Source organism: Blastococcus carthaginiensis (assembly GCF_030731085.1).
Taxonomy (GTDB): Bacteria; Actinomycetota; Actinomycetes; order Mycobacteriales; family Geodermatophilaceae; genus Blastococcus; species Blastococcus carthaginiensis.
Genome location: NZ_JASNFN010000011.1, coordinates 146,667 through 167,850 on the forward strand (window position 1 = coordinate 146,667; position 21,184 = coordinate 167,850).

A 21,184-nucleotide genomic window follows, 5' to 3' on the forward strand; every position below is an offset into this window, starting at 1 on the left:
TCAGCGGCCGCTGAACTCGGCCTTGCCGGGGCCGCTCTCCAGGAACGAGCGCATCCCGGACTGCTGGTCCTCGGTGTCGAACAGCTCGGCGAACAGCCGGCTCTCCAGGTCCAGCCCCTGGTCCAGGGGCAGGTCCAGCCCCTCGTCGATCGCCCGCTTCGCGGCGGCCAGGGCCAGCGGCGGGCCGGCGGCGAGCTTGCGCGCCATGGCCAGCGCGGTGTCGTAGACCTCGGCGTCGGGGACGACGGCGTCGGCCAGCCCCATCTCCAGGGCCTCCTCCGCGCCGACGTGCCGGCCGGTGAAGACCAGGTCCTTCGCCCGGGCCGGGCCGACCAGCCGGGCCAGCCGCTGGGTGCCGCCGGCGCCCGGGATGATGCCGAGCAGGATCTCGGGCTGGCCGACCTTCGCGCCCGCGCCGAGCACCCGGAAGTCCGCGCACAACGCCAGTTCGTAGCCACCGCCCAGCGCGTAGCCGGTGACCGCGGCGATGACCGGCTTCGGGATCCGCGCCACCGCGCGGAAGGAGTTCTGCAGCTCGCGCCCCCAGGCCTCCATCGACCGCCCGTCCAGCTGCGACATCGCCTTGATGTCGGCGCCCGCGGCGAAGACCCGCTCCCCGCCGTAGAGGACGACGGCGCGCACGTCGGCCCGTTCCCCGGCCTCGAGCGCCGCGGCCCGGACCTCCAGGTGCAGCTGCTCGTCGATCGCGTTCATCTTCGGCCGGTCGAGGCGGATGGTGCCCACCTCGTCGGCCACCTGCAGGGTCACGAACTCGGGCGTCGATGCCATGGACGGCACCCTAGCGAGCCCGGCGAGCGGTGAAGCGGCCGTCGGTGCGGCTGAGCTCGAGCGGGAGCCCGAAGGTGTCGGAGAGGTGCCCGGCGGTGAGGACGTCGTCGGCCGCGCCGGAGGCCACGACCTCCCCCTCCCGCAGCAACAGCGCGTGGGTGTAGCCCGGCGGGATCTCCTCCACGTGGTGGGTGACCAATACCTGCGCGGGCGCGTAGTGGTACCGCGCCAGGTCCGACAGCCGGGCCACGAGGTCCTCGCGCCCCCCGAGGTCGAGGCCCGCCCCGGGCTCGTCGAGCAGCAGCAGCTCGGGGTCGGGCATCAGCGCGCGGGCGATCTGGGTGCGCTTGCGCTCGCCCTCGCTGAGCGTGCCGAACGGCCGGTGCGCGTACTGGGCCACGCCCCACTGCGCCATGAGCAGCCCGGCCCGGGTCAGGTCGTGGACGTCGTAGCGCTCCCGCCACCGGCCGACGACGGCGTAGCCGGCCGAGACGACGATGTCGCCGGTCTTCTCCGACGGCGCGATCCGCTGGGCGAGCGAGGCGCTGGTCAGCCCGATGCGGGGCCGCAGCTCGAAGACGTCGACGGCGCCGAGCGTCTCGCCCAGCAGCCGCACCTCGCCCCGCGTCGGGTGCAGCTGCGCGGCGGCCAGCTGCAGGAGCGTGGTCTTCCCCGCCCCGTTGGGGCCGAGGACCACCCAGCGGTGGTCCTCCTCCACCACCCAGTCGACGCCGCTGAGCAGGTGGTTCCCGCCCCGCACGACGTCGACCCCGGTCATCCGTACGACCGCCCCCGCGAGGGCGTCAGCATTCGGCACGCCCCCATCCAACCAACCCTCGCGCCGGTCGGTGCGCCCGCTCCGGGCGGGGACCAGGCACGATCGCCCGGTGACCGAACACGCAGCGGCCGGACACCTGCTCCCCGACGTGCTGCCCGGCGCACCCGCACCCCTCGGTGCGGTGTGGGACGGCCGCGGGACGAACTTCGCGCTGTGGTCGGCCGGCGCCTCCGCCGTCGACCTGTGCCTGTTCGACCCCGACGGCACCGAGCACCGGCACCGGCTGGAGGAGACCACCCACCAGGTCTGGCACGGCCGGCTCCCGGGCGTCGGCCCGGGGCAGCGCTACGGCTACCGGGTGCACGGCGGCTACGACCCGTCGTCCGGTTTCCGCTACAACCCGGCCAAGCTGCTGCTCGACCCCTATGCCCGGGCCGTCGACGGGGACCTGGAGCTGCACACCGCGCTGTTCGGGCACCCCTTCGAGCACGCCGACTCCGCCGTCCCCGACGACCAGGACTCCGCGCCGCACGTGCCCCGCGGCGTCGTCGTCCACGACCCGTTCCCCTGGGACGGCGACCGCCCGCTGCGGCGCTCCTGGTCGGACACCGTGATCTACGAGGTGCACGTCAAGGGCGCGACCGCCCGGCACCCGGGCGTGCCGCCGCACCTGCGCGGCACCTACGCCGGCCTCGCCCACCCGGCGTTCGTCGAGCACCTGCTCGCGCTCGGCGTGACGGCGGTGGAGCTCCTGCCGGTGCACCACTTCGTCAGCGAGCCGCACCTGCTGCGCCGCGGGCTGACCAACTACTGGGGCTACAACACGCTCGGCTACTTCGCGCCGCACGCCGCCTACAGCGCCGCGGGCAGCGGTGGCCAGCAGGTCACCGAGTTCAAGACGATGGTGAAGGAACTGCACGCCGCCGGGATCGAGGTGATCCTCGACGTCGTCTACAACCACACGGCCGAGGGCGACCACACCGGGCCCACGCTGTCGTTCAAGGGCATCGACAACCCGGGCTACTACCGGCTCGACGGTGGCAACCCCGCCCGCTACACCGACTACACCGGCTGCGGGAACACCCTCGACGTGCGCCGGCCGGCGGTGCTCGGCCTGCTCATGGACTCGCTGCGCTACTGGGTGACCGAGATGCACGTCGACGGCTTCCGCTTCGACCTCGCCGCAGCACTCGCCCGGTCGATGCGCGACGTCGACCGGCTGTCGGCGTTCTTCGACGTCGTGCACCAGGACCCGGTGGTCAGCCAGGTGAAGCTGATCGCCGAGCCGTGGGACGTCGGCCCCGGCGGCTACCAGGTGGGCAACTTCCCGCCCCCGTGGACGGAGTGGAACGGCAAGTACCGCGACACCGTGCGCGACGTGTGGGCGGGGGCGCACGTCGGCGTGCGCGACCTCGCCTACCGGCTGACCGGCTCCTCGGACCTCTACCGCTCCGACGGCCGGCGCCCGTTCGCCAGCATCAACTTCGTCACCGCGCACGACGGCTTCCCGCTCGCGGACCTGGTCACCTACGAGCACAAGCGCAACGAGGCCAACGGCGAGGAGAACCGGGACGGCGAGAGCCACAACCGGAACTGGAACTGCGGCGTCGAGGGGCCGACCGACGACCCCGAGGTGCTCGCGCTGCGGGCCCGCCAGGTGCGCAACCTGCTGGCCACGCTGCTGCTCTCCACCGGGGTGCCGATGCTCACCGCCGGCGACGAGCTGGGCCGCACGCAGGGCGGCAACAACAATGCCTACTGCCAGGACAACGAGATCTCCTGGCTGGACTGGGCGGCCGCCGACGAGGACCTGCTCGCCTTCGTCACCCGGCTTGTCCGGCTGCGGCGCGGCGCCCCGGTGCTGCGGCAGGAGGCGTTCTTCGAGGGCCACGAGCTGGCGGGCACCGAGGGCACCCGCGACCTCGCCTGGTTCGCGCCGGGCGGCGGTCAGCTCACCACCGCGGACTGGTTCGACACCGGCCTGCAGACCGTGGGCATGTACCTCGACGGCCGCGGCATCCGGCACCGCGACGAGCACGGCCACCCGGTGGTCGACGACTCCTACCTGGTGCAGCTGCACGCGGGGCCCGACCCGGTGACCGTCGAGCTGCCCGGCCCGCCGTGGGCGGACGGCTACGAGCTGGTGATCTCGACGGAGTACGCCCGCGGTACCCCGCCGGCGCTCACCTTCCTCCCGCCGGGGCCGGTGGAGCTGCCCGGCCGCTGCGTCTGGCTGCTGCGGGTCGAGCGCCGCCCCTGACGCGGGGCACGAGCATGTGCGCGGAGGCCCCGTTCCAGAGCTCGGAACGGGGCCTCAGCGCACATCGTCGGGGGCTACCAGTCTTGGGGCTGCTCGAGGCGCAGCGGGTGGTCCAGGCCGGGGCCGTAGGACCAACCGTGCAGGTCCTCGTCGGACTCCTCCACGACCTCGACGACGTCGGTAAGGGCGTAGATCCCTATCCCGCTGCCGGCGACGTCCGCGACCACGGAGAGCGGTCCGGCTCGGTCCGGCGAGTCGTCCAGGTAGTGGACCAGCCGTGCTTCCTCGACCTCCCCGCCGTCTCCAGCGAGCCGCACGGAGGACCCCGGTCGCGGCGATCCGGACGGCACCGGCCCGGTCGGCGCCGCGAACACCCAGTGCACCGTGGGGCCGTGGGTGCCGTACTCCAGCGCCTCGCCGGGGTACCAGACCACCCACGTCGGCCCGGCTATCTCGCGGCGCTGCCCGTCGACGTCACGTACCCACATGCGCCCCGAGAGCAGGATCAGCAGCACCTTCTGCGACACCCGGCGGGCGATCACCGGCAGCCGGGTCGGTGAGCTCAGGGCGAGGTCGTCGGCGGGTTCCCCGATGTGCACGGGGTGATCAGACAGCAGCCGGACGGGCACGGCAACGACCGGTGCACGCGAGAGGCCCGGAACCTCGTCGATTCCGGGCCTCTGGCGTGCAGCGCTTCGCGTCAGTCCTGGGGCTGCTCGAAGGTGATGACGGTCCAGCCCAGCAGCAGGCGGTCGCCGTCGGAGAGCGGGTGGGCCACCCCCGGCTCCAGCTGCGTCCACTCGGTGGCCTCGGGGCCGGCGACGTGGGTGCCGTTGAGCGAGCCCAGGTCGACCAGCGAGACCTCGCGGCCGCTGCGGGTCAGCGCGGCGTGGGCCGAGGAGAGCACGTTCTGGGTGTCGGCGATCGGCACCGCGCGGGCCGAGCCGCTGGACACCATCTCGTGGTTGTCGGGACGCCGGCCGAGCACCAGGTCCTCGTCGATGGTGACGACCATGCCGTCGTCGAAGCGCAGGATCGGCGTGGCATCGGTCGACTCGGGCCGCCAGAAGGCCGTCTGCTCGCCCGACTCGGGGCGGGCCGCGGCCGCAGACACCGAGGCGCCACCCGACCCGAAGCCGGAGTCGGTGCCCGCCGAGAACGACTGCGCCGCCACAGGGGCCGCGGCGGCGGGTGCCGCCCCGGCCAGGTGCAGCGTGGCGCCGCCGCCGGGCACGGTGCCCTCGACCAGGTCGTAGCTCACGCCCGGCGGGGTGCGCGGCGCGGACTGACCGGGGCCGACGTACAGCGACTGCCCCAGCGAGACGCCGGTGGCGAGCGTGCCCCCCTCGATCGACGACCCGGAGACCGGGACACCGTCGACGGCCGGCTGTCCCTTGCCCGCCCAGAGCGCGACGCCCGTACCGGCGTCGGTCGTGAGGACGAGGGCGAACGAGGCGCCACCGGAGGCCAGCGAGCTCACCTCGCCGGCCACGGCGGCCAGCACTCGGTCGGCCCCGGGGCCCGACACGCCCAGGCAGGCGTGCAGGGCCGACACGAGGGCGGGCGAGCCGGGAGCGTCGACCCACAGCAGGCCGCCGCCACGGCGCGCGACGACGGCATCTCCGGGGAGGACTTCACAGCGGTCGGGCATGGCGTCCAGCCTAGTGATGCGCGAGCGTTCTGGCTGGCCGCGGGCCACCGCCACGCCGGGGCGTGACGACGTCACACGAGGTCACTGTGACCGGCGTGGCCCGAGTGCCCGCTGGTTCGCGCTCAGGCGGTGCTGACCACGCCGAGCTCCGCCGGGTCGGCCAGGTGCTCGGAGTGCGGGAGCACCCGCACCGTGTAGCCGAAGGCACCCGTCCGCTCCAGCGGCAGGGTCGCGGTGAACCAGTGCCGCGAGCCGTCGGTCTGCTCGTGGCTCATGGGCACGGTGGTCACCTCGTGCAGCCCGTCGGCGTCGTCGACCCGGCCGTAGGCGGCCTGCACCTCGACGTCGTCGGGCTGCAGCCCGGGGAGCTCCACCTCGGCGCGCAGCGCCAGCGTCGAGCCGATCTCGGGGGTGTCACGGGCTCCGGTCGCCTCCACGTGGGCCACCCGGACGTCGTGCCAGTGCGCCAGCAGGTGCGCCCGCCACGACGCCTCCGTGCGCGCGGGCGCGTACCCCTCGGCGGCCATCGCCCGGGCCGACTCCGCGGCCGGCACGTAGAGGTCGCGGACGTAGTCGCGCACCATGCGGGTCGCCAGCACGCGGGGGGCGGTCTCCCGCAGCGTGTGCCGCACCATCTCGACCCACCGGCCGGGGATCCCGTCGTGGTCGGTCTCGTAGAACCGCGGCAGCACCTGGGTCTCGAGCAGGTCGTAGATCGCCCGGGCCTCCACCTCGTCGCGGCGGTCGGGGTCGGCGACGCCGTCGGCGGTCGGGATCGCCCAGCCGTTCTGGCCGTCGAACCACTCGTCCCACCACCCGTCCCGGATGGAGAGGTTGAGGCCGCCGTTGAGCGCCGCCTTCATGCCCGAGGTCCCGCAGGCCTCCAACGGCCGCAGCGGGTTGTTCAGCCAGACGTCGCAGCCCCAGTAGAGGTAGCGGGCCATGCCGATGTCGTAGCCGGGCAGGAACGCGATGCGGTGCCGGATCTCCGGGTCGTCGGCGAACGCGACCATCTGCTGGATCAGCTTCTTGCCGCCGTCGTCGGCCGGGTGGCTCTTGCCGGCGATGACCAGCTGCACCGGGCGCTCGGGGTCGAGCAGCAGCGCCTTGAGCCGCTCGGGGTCGCGCAGCATCAGGGTCAGCCGCTTGTAGGAGGGCACCCGGCGGGCGAAGCCGATGGTGAGCACGTCGGGGTCGAAGACGCTGTCGGTCCAGCCGACCTCGGCCTCGGTCGCCCCGCGCGAGAGCGCGGTCTCCCGGACGCGCCGGCGGACCTCGTCGACGAGGCGGGCGCGGAGCATGCGCCGGGTGCCCCACAGCTCCGCGGCCGGGATGCGGTCGACCCCGTCGAAGTGCACCTCGCCGTCGACCTCCACCGGGTCGCCCTGGCTGGAGGTCTGGGTGCCCATCTCGACCAGCTCGCGGGCGGTCCAGGTGGGGGCGTGCACCCCGTTGGTGATCGAGCCGATCGGCACGTCGCCCTCGTCGAAGCCCGGCCACAGGTCGTTGAACATGCCGCGGCTGACGTGCCCGTGCAGCTGGCTGACGCCGTTGGCCCGCTGGCCCAGCCGCAGGCCCATGTGCGCCATGTTGAACTTCGCCGGGTCGTCCTCGGCGCCCAGCGGCAGCAGCTGGTCCATCGGCACGCCGAAGCCGGCGAAGTAGCGCTCGATGAGCGCCTTCGGGAACCGGTCGATGCCCGCCGGCACCGGGGTGTGCGTGGTGAACACGGTGCCCGCGCGGACGGCCTGCAGCGCCTCGGCGAAGCCCAGGCCGTGCGCCTCGCTGAGCTCGCGGATGCGCTCGACGCCCTGGAAGCCGGCGTGGCCCTCGTTGGCGTGGAAGACCTCCGGCTGCGGGGTACCGGTCAGCGAGCAGTGGGCGCGCACCGCCCGCACCCCGCCGATGCCCAGCAGCATCTCCTGGCGGAGACGGTGGTCCTCGTCGCCGCCGTAGAGCCGGTCGGTCACCAGCCGCTCGGCGGGCGCGTTCTCCTCGATGTCGCTGTCGAGCAGCAGCAGCGACACCCGGCCCACCTGCGCGCGCCAGACGTGGGCGTGCAGCGTGCGCCCCTCGGGCAGCGGCACGGTGATGACCACGGCCGAGCCGTCCGCCTGGCGCAGCAGCTTGATGGGCAGGCCGTGCGGGTCCAGCGACGGGTAGTGCTCGAGCTGCCAGCCGTCGGCCGACAGCCCCTGGCTGAAGTAGCCGGCCCGGTAGAGCAGGCCCACGCCGATCAGCGGGACGCCGAGGTCGGAGGCGGCCTTGAGGTGGTCGCCGGCGAGGATGCCGAGCCCGCCGGAGTACTGGGGCAGCACCTCGGTGATGCCGAACTCGGCGGAGAAGTAGGCGATGCTGCGCGGCGCCTCGTTCCCCAGCGACTGGTACCAGCGCGGCGTGGCGAGGTACTCCTCCAGGTCGTCGACGGCGTCGGTCAGCCGGCGGACGAAGCGCCGGTCCTTGGCGAGGGTGGCCAGCCGCTCGGCCGACACCTCGCCGAGCGCCTTGACCGGGTCGCCGCCGCAGCGGCGCCAGAGGTCGGGGTCCAGCGCCTCGAAGAGGTCGCGGGACTCGGCGTGCCAGGACCAGCGGAGGTTCATCACCAGCTGGGACAGGGGCAGGAGCGGCTCCGGCAGAGCCGCGCGGACGGTGAACCGACGGAGTGCTCGCACCGGGCGAGCCTAGCGAGATCCGGGCCCACCGGCAGGGGCGTCGGGCACCGTCCGGGACGGCACGCCGCAGCCCGGACGGGTGAGGCGCAGACACCGGAACGGCTGCCGAGATGCTGGTGAGGCGGCAGCTCAGTAGCGTGGTCGGCGATGACTGGCCGCCCTGATCTCCGCCTCGGCATCACCGATGTCGCCCCCGTCGTGTCCTGCGGGTCCTTCTCCGCCCGCGCCGTGATCGGCGAGCACGTCCCGATCACCGCCACCGTCTTCCGCGAGGGCCACGACGCCGTCGCGGCCAACGTCGTCTGGACGCCGCCGGGCGGCGACGAGGCGAGCGGGCCCTTCCTGCGCATGGCGAAGCTGCCCCCCGAGCCGGACCGGTGGCTCACCACGGTCGTGCCCGACCGCGAGGGGCGGTGGACCTTCCGCGTCGAGGCGTGGAGCGACCCGCTGGCCACCTGGCGGCACGCCGTCGAGGTGAAGGTCGAGGCCGGCCAGGGCCCGGACGAGCTGGCCAACGACCTCGAGGAGGGCGCCCGGCTGCTCGACCGCGTGGCCGCGGACGCCGACGACGAGTGGCGCAGCCGCGTCGAGGCCGCGGCCGCCGCGCTGCGGGACACCTCGCAGGAGCTCACCGTCCGGATCGCCCCGGCGCTCGCCGCCGGCCTGCAGCGCTACCTGCACGAGCACCCGGTGCGCGAGCTGGTCACCCGCTCGCAGCCCTACGAGGTGTGGGTGGACCGCGAGGAGGCCCTCTTCGGCTCCTGGTACGAGTTCTTCCCGCGGTCGGAGGGCCCGGTGGTGGCCGGGGTGCCCACCCACGGCACCTTCACCACGGCCGCCGACCGGCTGCCGGCCGTCGCCGACATGGGCTTCGACATCGTCTACCTGCCGCCGATCCACCCGATCGGCACGGTGAACCGCAAGGGACCGAACTCCAGCCAGTTCCCCGGCGGCAACCCGCACGAGATCGGTCCGGACGACGTCGGCTCGCCGTGGGCGATCGGCAGCGCCGAGGGCGGGCACGATGCCGTCCACCCGCAGCTGGGCACGATGGACGACTTCAGGGCCTTCGTCGCCCGCACCCGCGAGCTGGGCATGGAGGTGGCCCTGGACTTCGCGCTCCAGGCGGCCCCGGACCACCCCTGGGTGGCCGAGCACCCGGAGTGGTTCACCACCAAGCCCGACGGCACGATCGCCTACGCGGAGAACCCGCCGAAGAAGTACCAGGACATCTACCCGGTCAACTTCGACAACGACCCCGAGGGCATCTACGCCGAGTGCCGCCGGGTGCTCCAGGTGTGGATCGACGCCGGTGTGACGATCTTCCGCGTCGACAACCCGCACACCAAGCCGCTGAACTTCTGGCACTGGCTGATCTGGGACGTCAAGCAGAGCCACCCCGACGTGCTCTTCCTCGCCGAGGCGTTCACCCGGCCGGCGATGATGCACCAGCTCGCCCGGCTCGGGTTCACGCAGTCCTACACCTACTTCACGTGGCGGACCGGACGCGAGGAGCTCGAGGAGTACGGCCGGGAGCTGGCCGCCAACAGCCACTACATGCGGCCGAACTTCTTCGTGAACACCCCGGACATCCTCCACGAGTCGCTGCAGTTCGGCGGCCCGCCGATGTTCAAGATCCGCGCCGTGCTCGCGTCGATGATGAGCCCGACGTGGGGCGTCTACTCCGGCTTCGAGCTGTTCGAGCACGTGGCGGTGAAGCCGGGCAGCGAGGAGTACCTGAACAGCGAGAAGTACGTCCTCCGGCCGCGCGACTGGGCCGGCGCGGAGGAGTCGGGGCGGAGCCTTGCCCCCTACCTGCGGCGCCTCAACGAGGTGCGGCGCGCCCACCCGGCGCTGCAGCAGCTGCGCACGCTGCGGTTCCACCAGGTCGACAACCCCAACCTGCTCTGCTTCTCCAAGACCGATCCGGCGTCGGACGACGCCGTCCTGGTCGTCGTGAACCTGTCCAGCCGGGACACGCAGATCGGGACGACGGCGCTGGACCTCCCGGCGCTCGGCCTGGACTGGCACGAGCGCTTCGGCGTCACCGACGAGCTGACCGGTGCCCGCTACGACTGGGGCCAGTTCAACTACGTGGAGCTGGACCCCTACCGGGAGCCGGCGCACGTCTTCTCGCTCAGCTTCCCGCGACCCGTCCAGTTCCCCCCGCCAGTCGCCTAGCCACCGCTTCCCGGTCCCGTCCGGGGCCCACCCCGAGCACGCGAGGGGTGCGGCCCGGACAGGGCCTCCCACCGAGAGGGGAACCCGCTCCCGATGACCGTTCCCGTCCCCGACGCACCCGCGAACCGGTCCGCCCTGCCACCGCCGGGCACCGACCCCGAGTGGTACAAGCGCGCGGTCTTCTACGAGGTGCTCGTCCGCGGCTTCGCCGACAGCAACGCCGACGGCGTCGGCGACCTGCGCGGCATGCGCGACAAGCTGGACTACCTGCAGTGGCTCGGCGTCGACTGCCTCTGGCTGCCGCCGTTCTTCGCCTCCCCGCTGCGGGACGGCGGCTACGACGTCAGCGACTACACCGCGGTGCTGCCGGAGTTCGGCACGATCGAGGACTTCAAGGAGTTCCTCGACGAGGCCCACGCCCGCGGCATGCGCGTGATCATCGACTTCGTCATGAACCACACCTCGGACCAGCACCCCTGGTTCCAGGCCAGCCGGAGCGACCCCGACGGCCCCTACGGCGATTTCTACGTCTGGGCCGACGACGACAGCGGCTACGCCGACGCCCGCATCATCTTCGTCGACACCGAGAGCTCCAACTGGAGCTTCGACCCGGTGCGCAAGCAGTACTTCTGGCACCGGTTCTTCTCGCACCAGCCCGACCTCAACTTCGAGAACCCGAAGGTGCGGGAGGCGATCATCGACGCCCTGCGCTTCTGGCTGGACCTCGGGATCGACGGCTTCCGCCTCGACGCCGTGCCCTACCTCTTCGAGGAGGAGGGCACCAACTGCGAGAACCTGCCGCGCACCCACGAGTTCCTCAAGCAGGTGCGCAAGGTCGTCGACGCCGACTACCCCGACACCGTGCTGCTCTGCGAGGCCAACCAGTGGCCGGCCGACGTCGTCGAGTACTTCGGCGAGGACGGCGACGAGTGCCAGATGGCCTTCCACTTCCCGGTGATGCCGCGCCTGTTCATGGCCGTCCGGCGCGAGCAGCGCTTCCCGATCTCGGAGATCATGGCCCAGACGCCGGACATCCCCGAGAACTGCACCTGGGGGGTCTTCCTCCGCAACCACGACGAGCTGACGCTCGAGATGGTCACCGACGAGGAACGCGACTACATGTGGGCCGAGTACGCCAAGGACCCCCGCATGAAGGCCAACATCGGCATCCGCCGGCGGCTGGCCCCGCTGCTGGACAACGACGTCAACACCCTCGAGCTGTTCAACGCCCTGCTCCTGTCGCTGCCGGGCTCCCCGGTCCTGTACTACGGCGACGAGATCGGGATGGGCGACAACATCTGGCTCGGTGACCGCGACGGCGTCCGCACCCCGATGCAGTGGACGCCGGACCGCAACGGCGGCTTCTCCACCGCCGACCCGCAGCGCATGAACCTGCCGCTGAACCAGGACCCGGTGTACGGCTACCAGGTCACCAACGTGGAGTCGCAGCTGCGCAACAGCAACTCGCTGCTCCAGTGGGTCCGGCGGATGATCCAGGTCCGCGGGCAGCACCCCACCTTCGGGCTGGGCACCTTCGAGGAGGTCGGCTCCCGCAACCCGACGGTGCTCTCGTTCGTCCGCCGGTTCGGCGACGACATCGTGCTGTGCGTCAACAACCTCTCGCGCTTCCCGCAGCCGGTGGAGCTGGACCTGCGCGAGTTCGAGGGCTACACGCCGATCGAGCTCACCGGGCGGGTGGAGTTCCCGCAGATCGGCGTCCTGCCGTACATGCTGACCCTCGCCGGGCACGGCTTCTACTGGTTCGAGCTCGCCAAGCCGATCGAACCCGCTCCCGACGAGCACGAGGACTGGGCCAACGCGACGTCCAGCGCAGTGGCCGACACCCTGCTGGCCGCGGGCGTGGTCAGCGCCGCCGACGAGCCGTCCGACGAGTCCGGAGATGTCCGATGAGCGCGCTGACCGACCTGTTCCGCGACTGGATCCCGCACCAGCGGTGGTTCGGTGGCAAGGGCCGCGAGTGGGCCGAGGTCACCGAGGACGGGTTCTTCCTCGACCGGGGGAACCCGGTCCTCTCGGTGCACCGGGTCCGCATCCGGTACACCGATGACGTCGTGGAGACCTACCTGGTACCGCTGTCCTGGCGTGACCACCCGGCCGAGGACCTCGAGCAGGCGCTCGTCGGCGCGGTCGCGAACGAGGGCAACGAGACCTACGCCTACGACGCGATGCGCGACCGGGAGTCCACCGCGCCCTGGTTGATCCACCTGGCCCAGGGGTCGGCCATCGGGCCGATGCGCTTCTCCCCCGCCGGCGAGGGCGACATCCCCGAGGGCCTGCCGGGCGACATCGTCTCCACCGAGCAGAGCAACACCTCGCTGGTCTACGGCCAGGAGGCGATCCTCAAGCTCTTCCGGCGGCTGGAGCCGGGGCTCAACCCCGACGTCGAGATCCACGACGCGCTGCGCCGGGCGGACAACCCGCACATCGCCGCGCTCCTGGGCCACATCGAGATCGACGACCCGCAGGGCGGGGACCCGGCCACGGTCGCGATGCTGCAGACCTTCGTCCCCAACGCCAGCGACGGGTGGCGGCTGGCCACCGCGAGCGTCCGCGACCTCTACGCCGAGGGCGACCTGCACGCCGACGAGGTCGGCGGCGACTTCGCCGCCGACAGCGAGCGGCTGGGCGCCGCGACCGCCTCGGTGCACGCCGACCTGGCGCGGGTCCTGCCCACCGAGGAGGCCGCGGCCGGCTGGCTGGGCACCGTCGCCCAGCAGATGTCGGACCGGCTGGACGCCGCGGTCGAGATCGTGCCGCAGCTGCAGGAGCACGCCGAGGCGCTGCGGCAGGTGTACGCCGCCGTCGCCGGCAGCGAGGAGCCGGTCGTGCGGCAGCGGGTGCACGGCGACCTCCACCTGGGTCAGGTACTGCGCACGGCCACGGGCTGGATCATCCTCGACTTCGAGGGCGAGCCGGCCCGCGCGCTGGCCGCCCGCCGCGAGCTCGACAGTCCGCTGCGCGACGTCGCCGGGATGCTCCGCAGCTTCGACTACGCCGCCCGGCACCTGCTCGTCGAGCAGCCGGAGGACACCCAGCGCGAGTACCGCGCCCAGGAGTGGGCGGCCCGCAACCGGGCCGCGTTCTGCGCCGGCTACTCGGAGGCCAGCGGGATGGACCCGTGCGGGGAGTCACCACTCCTTCGGGCGTTCGAGGCCGACAAGGCGGTTTACGAATGCGTCTACGAGGCGAGGAACCGTCCGCACTGGCTGATGATCCCGCTCCAGTCGATCGCCCGGCTCGCCGGTCGCGGCTGAGCTCCCGAACCGACGGACCAGAGCACCGAGAACGGACGAAGGACGGCGAGACGATGACGACCGACGACCGAGGCGAGAGCCCCGTGGCCGGCAAGGACGATCTGCAGCGCGCCGTGGAGGAGAAGGTGGCGCAGGCGGAGGCGGCCGCGGGCAGCGAGCCGCCGGTGAACGCCGAGCCGGCCAAGAAGAGCACCAAGCGGGCCGCGGCCAAGAAGGCGGCGCCCGCGAAGAAGACCGCGGCCGCCAAGAAGGCGGCCCCGGCGAAGAAGGCGGCGCCGGCCGAGGCGGCCACCGACACGAAGGCGACGGCGGCGAAGCGGTCGACGGCCAAGAAGGTCGCCGCCGCGCCCACCGCCACCGAGGCCACCCCGGAGCAGGGCGGCGAGGACACCGAGGTCACCGCCAACCCGGTGGTCGCACCGGCACCGATCGCCGAGCCCGGTGACGGCACCGGCGCCCCGGCCGGCCAGCCGGTCGCCCCCGACCCCGACCCGGCGACGCCGCCCACCCCGCAGGCCCCGGACGAGGACCGGGCGGCCTCCGACGGGTCCGCGGAGCCCGCGGCGCCGGTCCTCCCGGCCGACGCCCCGTCCACCGCCGGCACCCCGACCGCGGATGCCCCGACCGCCGGCATCCCGACCGCGGTTGCCCCGACCGGCGACGGATCCCCCGCGGGCGGCTCCCCCGCGGGGGGCACCACCGCCGGCGCGGCCGGGGACGCCGACGTCGAGGAGTTCGGCGAGGACGACCTCCGGGCGATCGTCGAGGGCTGGTCGCGCGACCCGCACCGCATCCTCGGCGCCCACCGCACCGATGACGGCTGGGCGGTGCGCACGCTGCGCCCGGACGCCGTCAGCGTCGCCGTCCTCGACGAGGACGGGAGCCGCTACGAGGCGGCGCAGCTGCACGGCGGCGTCTACGAGGCGTCGCTCCCGCGCCAGCCCGGGGACTACCGGATCGAGGTCGTCTACGGCGACGGCCAGGGCGGGACGACGACGCACACGGTCGACGACCCCTTCCGCTGGCTGCCCACCCTCGGGCCGCTCGACGAGCACCTCATCCGCGAAGGACGCCACGAGCGGCTGTGGGAGGTGCTCGGCGCGCACGTCCGGCGCTACGAGACCCCGCGCGGCACGGTCGAGGGCGTCTCCTTCGCCGTCTGGGCGCCCAGCGCCCAGGGCGTCAAGGTCACCGGCGACTTCGACTACTGGGAGGCCCGCGCCTACCCCATGCGGATGCTCGGGTCCTCCGGCGTCTGGGAGATCTTCATCCCGGGCGCGCAGGTCGGCACCCGGTACCGCTACCACGTGCTCGGCGCCGACGGCACCTGGCGGGAGAAGGCCGACCCGCTCGCCTTCGCCACCGAGGTGCCGCCGCTGAACGCCTCCGTCGTCACCGCATCCACCTACGAGTGGGCCGACGACAGCTGGCTCGAGCAGCGGGCCGAAGCCGGCTGGCACCAGCGGCCGATGAGCGTCTACGAGGTGCACGCCGGCTCCTGGCGCCAGGGGCTGTCCTACCGCGAGATGGCCGACGAGCTCGTCGACTACGTCCGCGACGCCGGGTTCACCCACATCGAGTTCATGCCGCTGGCCGAGCACCCGTTCGGCGGCTCCTGGGGCTACCAGGTCACCTCCTACTACGCGCCGACGTCCCGCTACGGCTCCCCGGACGACCTGCGCTACCTGATCGACCGGGCGCACCAGGCCGGCATCGGCGTCATCGTCGACTGGGTGCCCGCCCACTTCCCCAAGGACGAGTGGGCGCTGGCCCGCTTCGACGGCACGCCGCTCTACGAGCACGGTGACCCGCGCCGTGGCGAGCAGCTGGACTGGGGTACCTACGTCTTCGACTTCGGCCGCTCCGAGGTCCGCAACTTCCTGGTCGCCAATGCGCTGTACTGGTGCAAGGAGTTCCACATCGACGGCATCCGCGTGGACGCGGTGGCCTCGATGCTCTACCTGGACTACTCCCGCAGCGAGTGGCTGCCCAACAAGTACGGCGGCCGGGAGAACCTGGAGGCGGTGGCCTTCCTGCAGGAGTTCAACGCCACCGTCTACCGCGAGGTCCCCGGCGTCATGACGATCGCCGAGGAGTCCACCGCCTGGCCGGGGGTCACCCGGCCCACCCACCTGGGCGGCCTGGGCTTCGGGTTCAAGTGGAACATGGGCTGGATGCACGACTCGCTCGCCTACGTCGAGCGCGAGCCGATCTACCGCAGCTACCACCACGGCCAGCTCACGTTCTCGATGCACTACGCGTACAGCGAGAACTACGTCCTGCCGATCAGCCACGACGAGGTCGTGTACGGCAAGGGCTCGATGCTGCGGAAGATGCCCGGGGACCGCTGGCAGCAGCTGGCCAACCTCCGGGCCTACCTGGCCTACATGTGGGCCCACCCGGGCAAGCAGCTGCTGTTCATGGGGTCGGAGTTCGCCCAGGACTCGGAGTGGGCGGAGAGCCGCTCGCTGGACTGGTGGCACCTCGACGACCCCGCGCACCGCGGCATCCTGCAGCTGGTCACCGACCTCAACGGCCGCTACAAGGAGCTCGACGCCCTCTGGTCGCTGGACGTCGACCCGGCCGGGTTCCAGTGGATCGACGCCAACGACGCCTCGGGCAACGTGCTCTCCTTCCTCCGCTACGGCGCCGCGCAGCAGGGCGACGGCCCCGCCGCCCCCGTCGAGGAGAGGGCCGCCGAGGAGGCCGCGCAGGGCTCGGCGCTGGCCTGCGTCGTCAACTTCTCCGGCGCCCCCCACCACGAGTACCGCATCGGGCTGCCCCGCCCCGGCCAGTGGCGCGAGGTGCTGAACTCCGACGCCGAGGGGTACGGCGGGTCCGGCGTCGGCAACTACGGCGGGATCGAGGCCGAGCCGGAGCCCTGGCACGGCCAGCCGTACTCGGCGACCATCTCCGCACCTCCGCTGGGCACCGTCTGGTTCCTGCACGAGGGCTGATCGACCGTCGTCTCCACCCGGCCGCGCCGCTCCGGTGCGGCCGGGTGGTGGCCGCTCCCCCGGCCCACCGGGCATGCTGTGCGGCGCACGCCCGCGCCGCACGTGGAGGAACCGCCCGATGAGACAGCTGCTGCACCGGGTGGCCCCCGTGGTCGTCGCGGCGCTGGTGCTCACCGGTTGCGCCGCCGGCACCGTGCGGGGGCAGGCGACACCGCCGGACGACGGGCCGACCGACGTGACCGCCGGCGAGTTCCCCGTCACGGGAGCGGGCGACGAGCCCATCGACCAGTTCGCCCGCAACGCCCTGGCCGACCTCGACGCCTTCTGGGCGCAGGCCTACCCCGAGTACTTCGGCGAGGAGTACACGCCCCTGGCGGGCGGCTACTTCTCGGTCGACTCCGAGGCCCTCGACGAGAGCGCCTACCCCGGGACCGGGATCGGCTGCGAGGGCTCGTACACCGCACCGGAGGACGTCGCCGGCAACGCGTTCTACGACCCCACCTGCGACGTCATCGCCTACGACCGCGCCCTGCTGCAGGAGCTCTCCGACGACTACGGCCGCTTCCTGGTGCCCGTGGTGATGGCGCACGAGTTCGGCCATGCGATGCAGGGGCGCTTCGGGTTCGCCGAGTCCGGCCGCAGCATCCAGGACGAGACCCAGGCCGACTGCCTGGCCGGGGCGTGGACGCGCTGGGTCGCCGACGGCCGGGCCGCCCACCTCTCGCTGCGCGAGCCCGAGCTCGACGACGTCGTCCGGGGGTTCCTCCTGCTCCGCGACGACGTGGGTAGCGACCCGGACGACGTCGAGGCCCACGGCTCCTACTTCGACCGGGTCTCCGCGTTCTACGACGGCTTCGAGCGCGGCCTGGGCACCTGCCGCGATGCATTCGGCGCGGACCGGCTGTTCACCGCCGCGGCCTTCACGCCCACCGACCTCGACCAGGGGAACGCCGACTTCGCCGACATCGTGGACTGGGTCGGCGCCACCCTGCCCGTCTTCTGGGGCGAGGTCTTCCCGGCCGCGTTCGGCGGGGAGTTCGAGGAGCCCGAGATCGCCGGCTTCGTCGGCAGCGCGCCGGGCTGCGACGGGCTCGACGGCCGGGACCTGGGCTACTGCGCCGACGACCGGACCGTCTACATCGACGAGACCGACCTGGCGGTGCCCGCCTACGACGAGATCGGCGACTTCGCTCTCGCCACCGCCATGGCCCTCCCCTACGCCCTGGCGGTGCGGGATCAGGCCGGTCTCACGGTCGACGACGGCGAGGCCACCCGGTCGGCCGTCTGCCTCACCGGCTGGTACCAGGCGCAGTGGTACAACGCCGAGTTCTCCGACGTCGTCGGCGCCGAGATCAGCCCCGGCGACCTCGACGAGGCCGTCCAGTTCCTGCTGCGGTACGGCGTCGAGGACGAGGTCTTCCCCGGCACCGACGCCTCGGGCTTCGAGCTGGTCGGCGCCTTCCGGAACGGTTTCCTGGACGGCGGAGCGGCCTGCGGGATCGGGGTCTGACCCCCCGCCGTCTAGAAGAGCGCGGCGGTGAGCTGGCGGCGGGCCGTCGCGACGCGGGGGTCGGCGTCGCCGACGACCGCGAAGAGCTCCACCAGGTGCTTGCGCGCCTCGTCCCGGTGCTCTCCCCCGGTGCGGCGGACCACGTCGAGCAGCCGGTCGAAGGCCGCCTCGATGTTGCCGGTGCCCAGCAGGAAGTCGGCGGCGCGGGTCTGCGCGGCGACGTCGTCGGGCGCGGCGTCCGCGGCGGCGAGCGCGTCGGGGCCGGCCTCCTCGGCCCGGCGGAACAGCTGCACCTGGCGCAGCGCGATGCCGGCGTCGGGGTGGTCGGGCTCCTCGGCGAGGACCGCCTGGTAGGCGGCCTCGGCCGCGGCCAGGTCACCGCGCTCCAGGGCGGCCTCGGCGGCGTCCAGCCGGGGGTCCTCCGCCTCCTGCTGCGGCTCGGCGCCCGGGACCGCCCCACCGGTGGTGGCCTGCACCAGCTCTGTGACGAACTGGCGGGCCTGCTCCTCGGGGATCGCCCCGGTGAACTCGGCGACCAGCTGCCCCTGCCACACCGCCTTGACGGCGGGGATGCCCTGCACGCGCAGCCCCTGGGCCAGCGCCGGGTTGGCCTCGACGTCGACCTTCGCCAGCACCCAGGAGCCGCCGCCCTCGACGGCCAGCCGCTCGAGCACCGGGGAGAGCTGCTTGCACGGCCCGCACCACTCGGCCCACAGGTCGAGCACGACCGGCACCTGGAACGACCGGTCCAGCACCTCGGTCTGGAAGGTGGCCTCGGTGACGTCGACGACCGCACCCCCCGGGGCACCCGCCGGCGCGGTGGCGCTCGGCGGCGGGGCGGCCTGGGCGCGCGCTGCGGCCTCCGAGCGCGCCTTGACGGCGGCGAGGTCGACGGCGCCGGCCATGGCGGCGGCCACCTGGGCCTGCTGCGCCTGCGCGCGCGGGTCGGGACGTCCGGGGCGGGTGGGCTGCATGACCTCGATCATCCCACCGCGGGTCCGGGCGTGTCCGGGCCGGGGCTCAGCCCTCCGCCCAGACGCCCAGCTGGTTGCCGCTGGGATCCTCGAAGTGGAACCGGCGCCCGCCCGGGAACTCGTACGGGCCCTCGACCACGCGCCCACCGGCGGCCTCCACCGCGGCGACGCTCGCGTCGAGGTCCGCGGAGAACAGCAGCACGAGCGGGCCGCCCGCCGTCGGCGGCTCGCTGTCGCGCCGGAGGCTCCCCACCTTGCCGTCCGCGCTCCGACGAGCGGGGCCCGGAGGGTTCCCGAGGAGGCGCGCTGCCGCCGCCCTGCGAGGTCGGTACGCCGAGCGGGGGCCGGAGGCTCCCCGAGGTGTGCCGAGGAGCGGCTCAGCGCCCGTCGGGGACGGCACGTGGCCGCGGTGCGGTCCGGAGGACCGCGATGCCACAGCTCAGAATCGGGCGGGCTCGGTGTAGCCGCCCCACTCCGCGCGGAGGGCGTCGCAGATCTCGCCGAGAGAGGCCTCGGCTCGCACGGCGTCGAGCATCGCGGGGACCATGTTCGCCTCGGTGCGCGCCACCTCGACCATGCGCACGATGGCCGCACGTACGGCGTCGTCGTCCCGCTGCTGCCGGCGGCCGGCCAGCTCGGCCTTCTGCTCGACCTCCACCTGGTGGCTGACCCGCAGGATGTCCAGCTTGTCGTGGGCGTCCACCGAGCCGACCAGCGTGTTGACGCCGACGACCTTCTTGTCGCCCTTCTCCAGGGCCCGCTGGTAGACGAACGCGGCCTCGGCGATCTCGCCGGTGAACCAGCCGTCCTCGATGCCCCGCAGGATGCCCGAGGTCATCGTGCCGTCGGTGCCCATGTCGCGGATGCGGGCGAAGATCTCCTCCGCCTGGCGCTCGAGCTCGTCGGTGAGCGCCTCGACGTACCAGGAGCCGCCGAGCGGGTCGGCGACGTTCATGACGCCGGTCTCCTCGGCGATCACCTGCTGGGTGCGCAGCGCGATCTGCGCGGCCTTGGCGCTGGGCAGCGCCAGCACCTCGTCGAGGGCGTTGGTGTGCAGCGACTGGGTGCCGCCGAGGACCGCGGCCAGCGCCTCCACCGCCGTCCGGGTGATGTTGTTGTCCGGCTGCTGGGCGGTGAGGCTGACGCCGGCGGTCTGGGTGTGGAAGCGCAGCTGCTGCGCCTTCTCGGTCCGGGCGCCGTAGACGTCGCGCAGCCAGCGCGCCCAGATGCGGCGGGCGGCGCGGAACTTGGCGATCTCCTCGAAGAAGTCGACGTGCGCGTCGAAGAAGAACGACAGCCCGGGGGCGAACTGCTCGACGTCCAGGCCGCGGGAGAGCCCCAGCTCCACGTAGGCGAAGCCGTCGGCCAGCGTGTACGCGAGCTCCTGCGCGGCCGTCGAACCGGCTTCGCGGATGTGGTAGCCGGAGACGCTGATCGGCTTGTACGCCGGGATGTGCTCGGCGCAGTACTCCATGAGGTCGCCGATCAGGCGCAGGTGCGGCTCCGGCGGGAAGAGCCACTCCTTCTGCGCGATGTACTCCTTGAAGATGTCGGTCTGCAGCGTGCCGTTGAGGCGGCCGAGGTCGGCGCCCTGGCGTTCGGCGGCGACCAGATACATGCAGAAGACCGGGACGGCGGGGCCGCTGATGGTCATCGACGTCGTGGTGGCCTCGAGGTCGATGCCGTCGAAGAGCACGTCCATGTCGACGGCGGTGTCCACGGCCACGCCGCAGTGCCCGACCTCCCCGAGGCTGCGCGGGTCGTCGGAGTCGCGGCCCATGAGCGTGGGCATGTCGAACGCGACCGAGAGCCCGCCGCCGCCCTCGGCCAGGATCATCTTGTAGCGCTCGTTGGTCTGCTTGGCGTTGCCGAAGCCGGCGAACTGCCGGATGGTCCAGGCCCGCCCGCGGTAGCCCGTGGCGTGCAGGCCCCGGGTGAACGGGAACTCGCCCGGGTAGCCGATCCGCTCGAAGCCCTCGACGGTGCGCTCGTCGGCGGGGCCGTACACCGGGTCGACCTCCACGCCCGAGAGCGTGGTGAAGTCCGCGTCACGCACCCGCCCCGCGGCCAGCGCCGCGTCATACCGCTGCTGCCACCGCTGCCGGGCGTCGTCGCTCATGCCGAAGATGCTAGGACG

General features: G+C 73.0%; 14 protein-coding genes. 6 read left to right on the forward strand and 8 right to left on the reverse strand.

Annotated features, from left to right (window positions below; all coding sequences use genetic code 11):
* Both QOZ88_RS11295 and QOZ88_RS11300 read right to left on the reverse strand, forming a co-directional pair.
* Positions 1–789, reverse strand: a complete 789-nt coding sequence (locus tag QOZ88_RS11295) for an enoyl-CoA hydratase/isomerase family protein (protein WP_305999866.1) — start codon at positions 787–789, stop codon at positions 1–3.
* Positions 790–799: 10 nt separating this feature from the next.
* Complete coding sequence (locus QOZ88_RS11300; RefSeq protein WP_305999867.1) at positions 800–1,606, reverse strand: ABC transporter ATP-binding protein; 807 nt, start codon at positions 1,604–1,606, stop codon at positions 800–802.
* Positions 1,607–1,676: 70 nt separating this feature from the next.
* Between QOZ88_RS11300 and glgX the strand changes: the two genes are divergently transcribed.
* Positions 1,677–3,827, forward strand: coding sequence for a glycogen debranching protein GlgX (glgX, locus tag QOZ88_RS11305; RefSeq protein WP_305999868.1), 2,151 nt, complete (start codon positions 1,677–1,679; stop codon positions 3,825–3,827).
* Positions 3,828–3,901: 74 nt separating this feature from the next.
* Here glgX and QOZ88_RS11310 read toward each other — a convergent pair whose 3' ends face one another.
* The 3 genes from QOZ88_RS11310 to glgP form a co-directional block, all read right to left on the reverse strand.
* Positions 3,902–4,426, reverse strand: coding sequence for a hypothetical protein (locus QOZ88_RS11310; RefSeq protein ID WP_305999869.1), 525 nt, complete (start codon positions 4,424–4,426; stop codon positions 3,902–3,904).
* A gap of 101 nt (positions 4,427–4,527) precedes the next feature.
* A complete protein-coding gene (locus QOZ88_RS11315) occupies positions 4,528–5,478 on the reverse strand; it encodes an FHA domain-containing protein (protein WP_305999870.1) in 951 nt (316 codons plus the stop codon).
* A 122-nt stretch (positions 5,479–5,600) separates the two neighbouring features.
* Positions 5,601–8,150 carry an alpha-glucan family phosphorylase gene (gene glgP / locus QOZ88_RS11320; protein ID WP_305999871.1) on the reverse strand — a complete coding sequence of 850 codons (2,550 nt, stop codon included), beginning with the start codon at positions 8,148–8,150 and terminating at the stop codon, positions 5,601–5,603.
* A gap of 147 nt (positions 8,151–8,297) precedes the next feature.
* Here glgP and QOZ88_RS11325 point away from each other — a divergent pair, with 147 nt between their 5' ends.
* The 5 genes from QOZ88_RS11325 to QOZ88_RS11345 all read left to right on the forward strand — a co-directional run bounded on the left by QOZ88_RS11325 (position 8,298) and on the right by QOZ88_RS11345 (position 18,073).
* Positions 8,298–10,331 carry an alpha-1,4-glucan--maltose-1-phosphate maltosyltransferase gene (locus QOZ88_RS11325; RefSeq protein WP_305999872.1) on the forward strand — a complete coding sequence of 678 codons (2,034 nt, stop codon included), beginning with the start codon at positions 8,298–8,300 and terminating at the stop codon, positions 10,329–10,331.
* A 93-nt stretch (positions 10,332–10,424) separates the two neighbouring features.
* Positions 10,425–12,242, forward strand: coding sequence for a maltose alpha-D-glucosyltransferase (treS, locus tag QOZ88_RS11330; protein WP_305999873.1), 1,818 nt, complete (start codon positions 10,425–10,427; stop codon positions 12,240–12,242).
* Positions 12,239–13,606: a maltokinase N-terminal cap-like domain-containing protein gene (locus QOZ88_RS11335; protein ID WP_305999874.1), complete on the forward strand. Its 1,368-nt coding sequence runs from the start codon at positions 12,239–12,241 to the stop codon at positions 13,604–13,606. The genes treS and QOZ88_RS11335 overlap by 4 nt, the downstream gene beginning before the upstream one ends.
* Before the next feature lie 53 nt (positions 13,607–13,659).
* Positions 13,660–16,563: a 1,4-alpha-glucan branching protein GlgB gene (gene glgB, locus QOZ88_RS11340; RefSeq protein WP_305999875.1), complete on the forward strand. Its 2,904-nt coding sequence runs from the start codon at positions 13,660–13,662 to the stop codon at positions 16,561–16,563.
* 118 nt (positions 16,564–16,681) lie between these two features.
* A complete protein-coding gene (locus QOZ88_RS11345; RefSeq protein ID WP_305999876.1) occupies positions 16,682–18,073 on the forward strand; it encodes a neutral zinc metallopeptidase in 1,392 nt (463 codons plus the stop codon).
* An 11-nt stretch (positions 18,074–18,084) separates the two neighbouring features.
* Here QOZ88_RS11345 and QOZ88_RS11350 read toward each other — a convergent pair whose 3' ends face one another.
* From QOZ88_RS11350 to QOZ88_RS11360, 3 genes are all read right to left on the reverse strand, one after another.
* Positions 18,085–19,047: a tetratricopeptide repeat protein gene (locus tag QOZ88_RS11350; RefSeq protein ID WP_305999877.1), complete on the reverse strand. Its 963-nt coding sequence runs from the start codon at positions 19,045–19,047 to the stop codon at positions 18,085–18,087.
* A 46-nt stretch (positions 19,048–19,093) separates the two neighbouring features.
* Positions 19,094–19,300: a VOC family protein gene (locus tag QOZ88_RS11355; protein ID WP_305999878.1), complete on the reverse strand. Its 207-nt coding sequence runs from the start codon at positions 19,298–19,300 to the stop codon at positions 19,094–19,096.
* Between the two features lie 186 nt (positions 19,301–19,486).
* The gene (locus QOZ88_RS11360; RefSeq protein ID WP_305999879.1) at positions 19,487–21,166 is read right to left on the reverse strand and encodes an acyl-CoA mutase large subunit family protein; all 1,680 of its coding nucleotides are present in this window, start codon (positions 21,164–21,166) and stop codon (positions 19,487–19,489) included.
* Positions 21,167–21,184 lie beyond the last annotated feature (18 nt).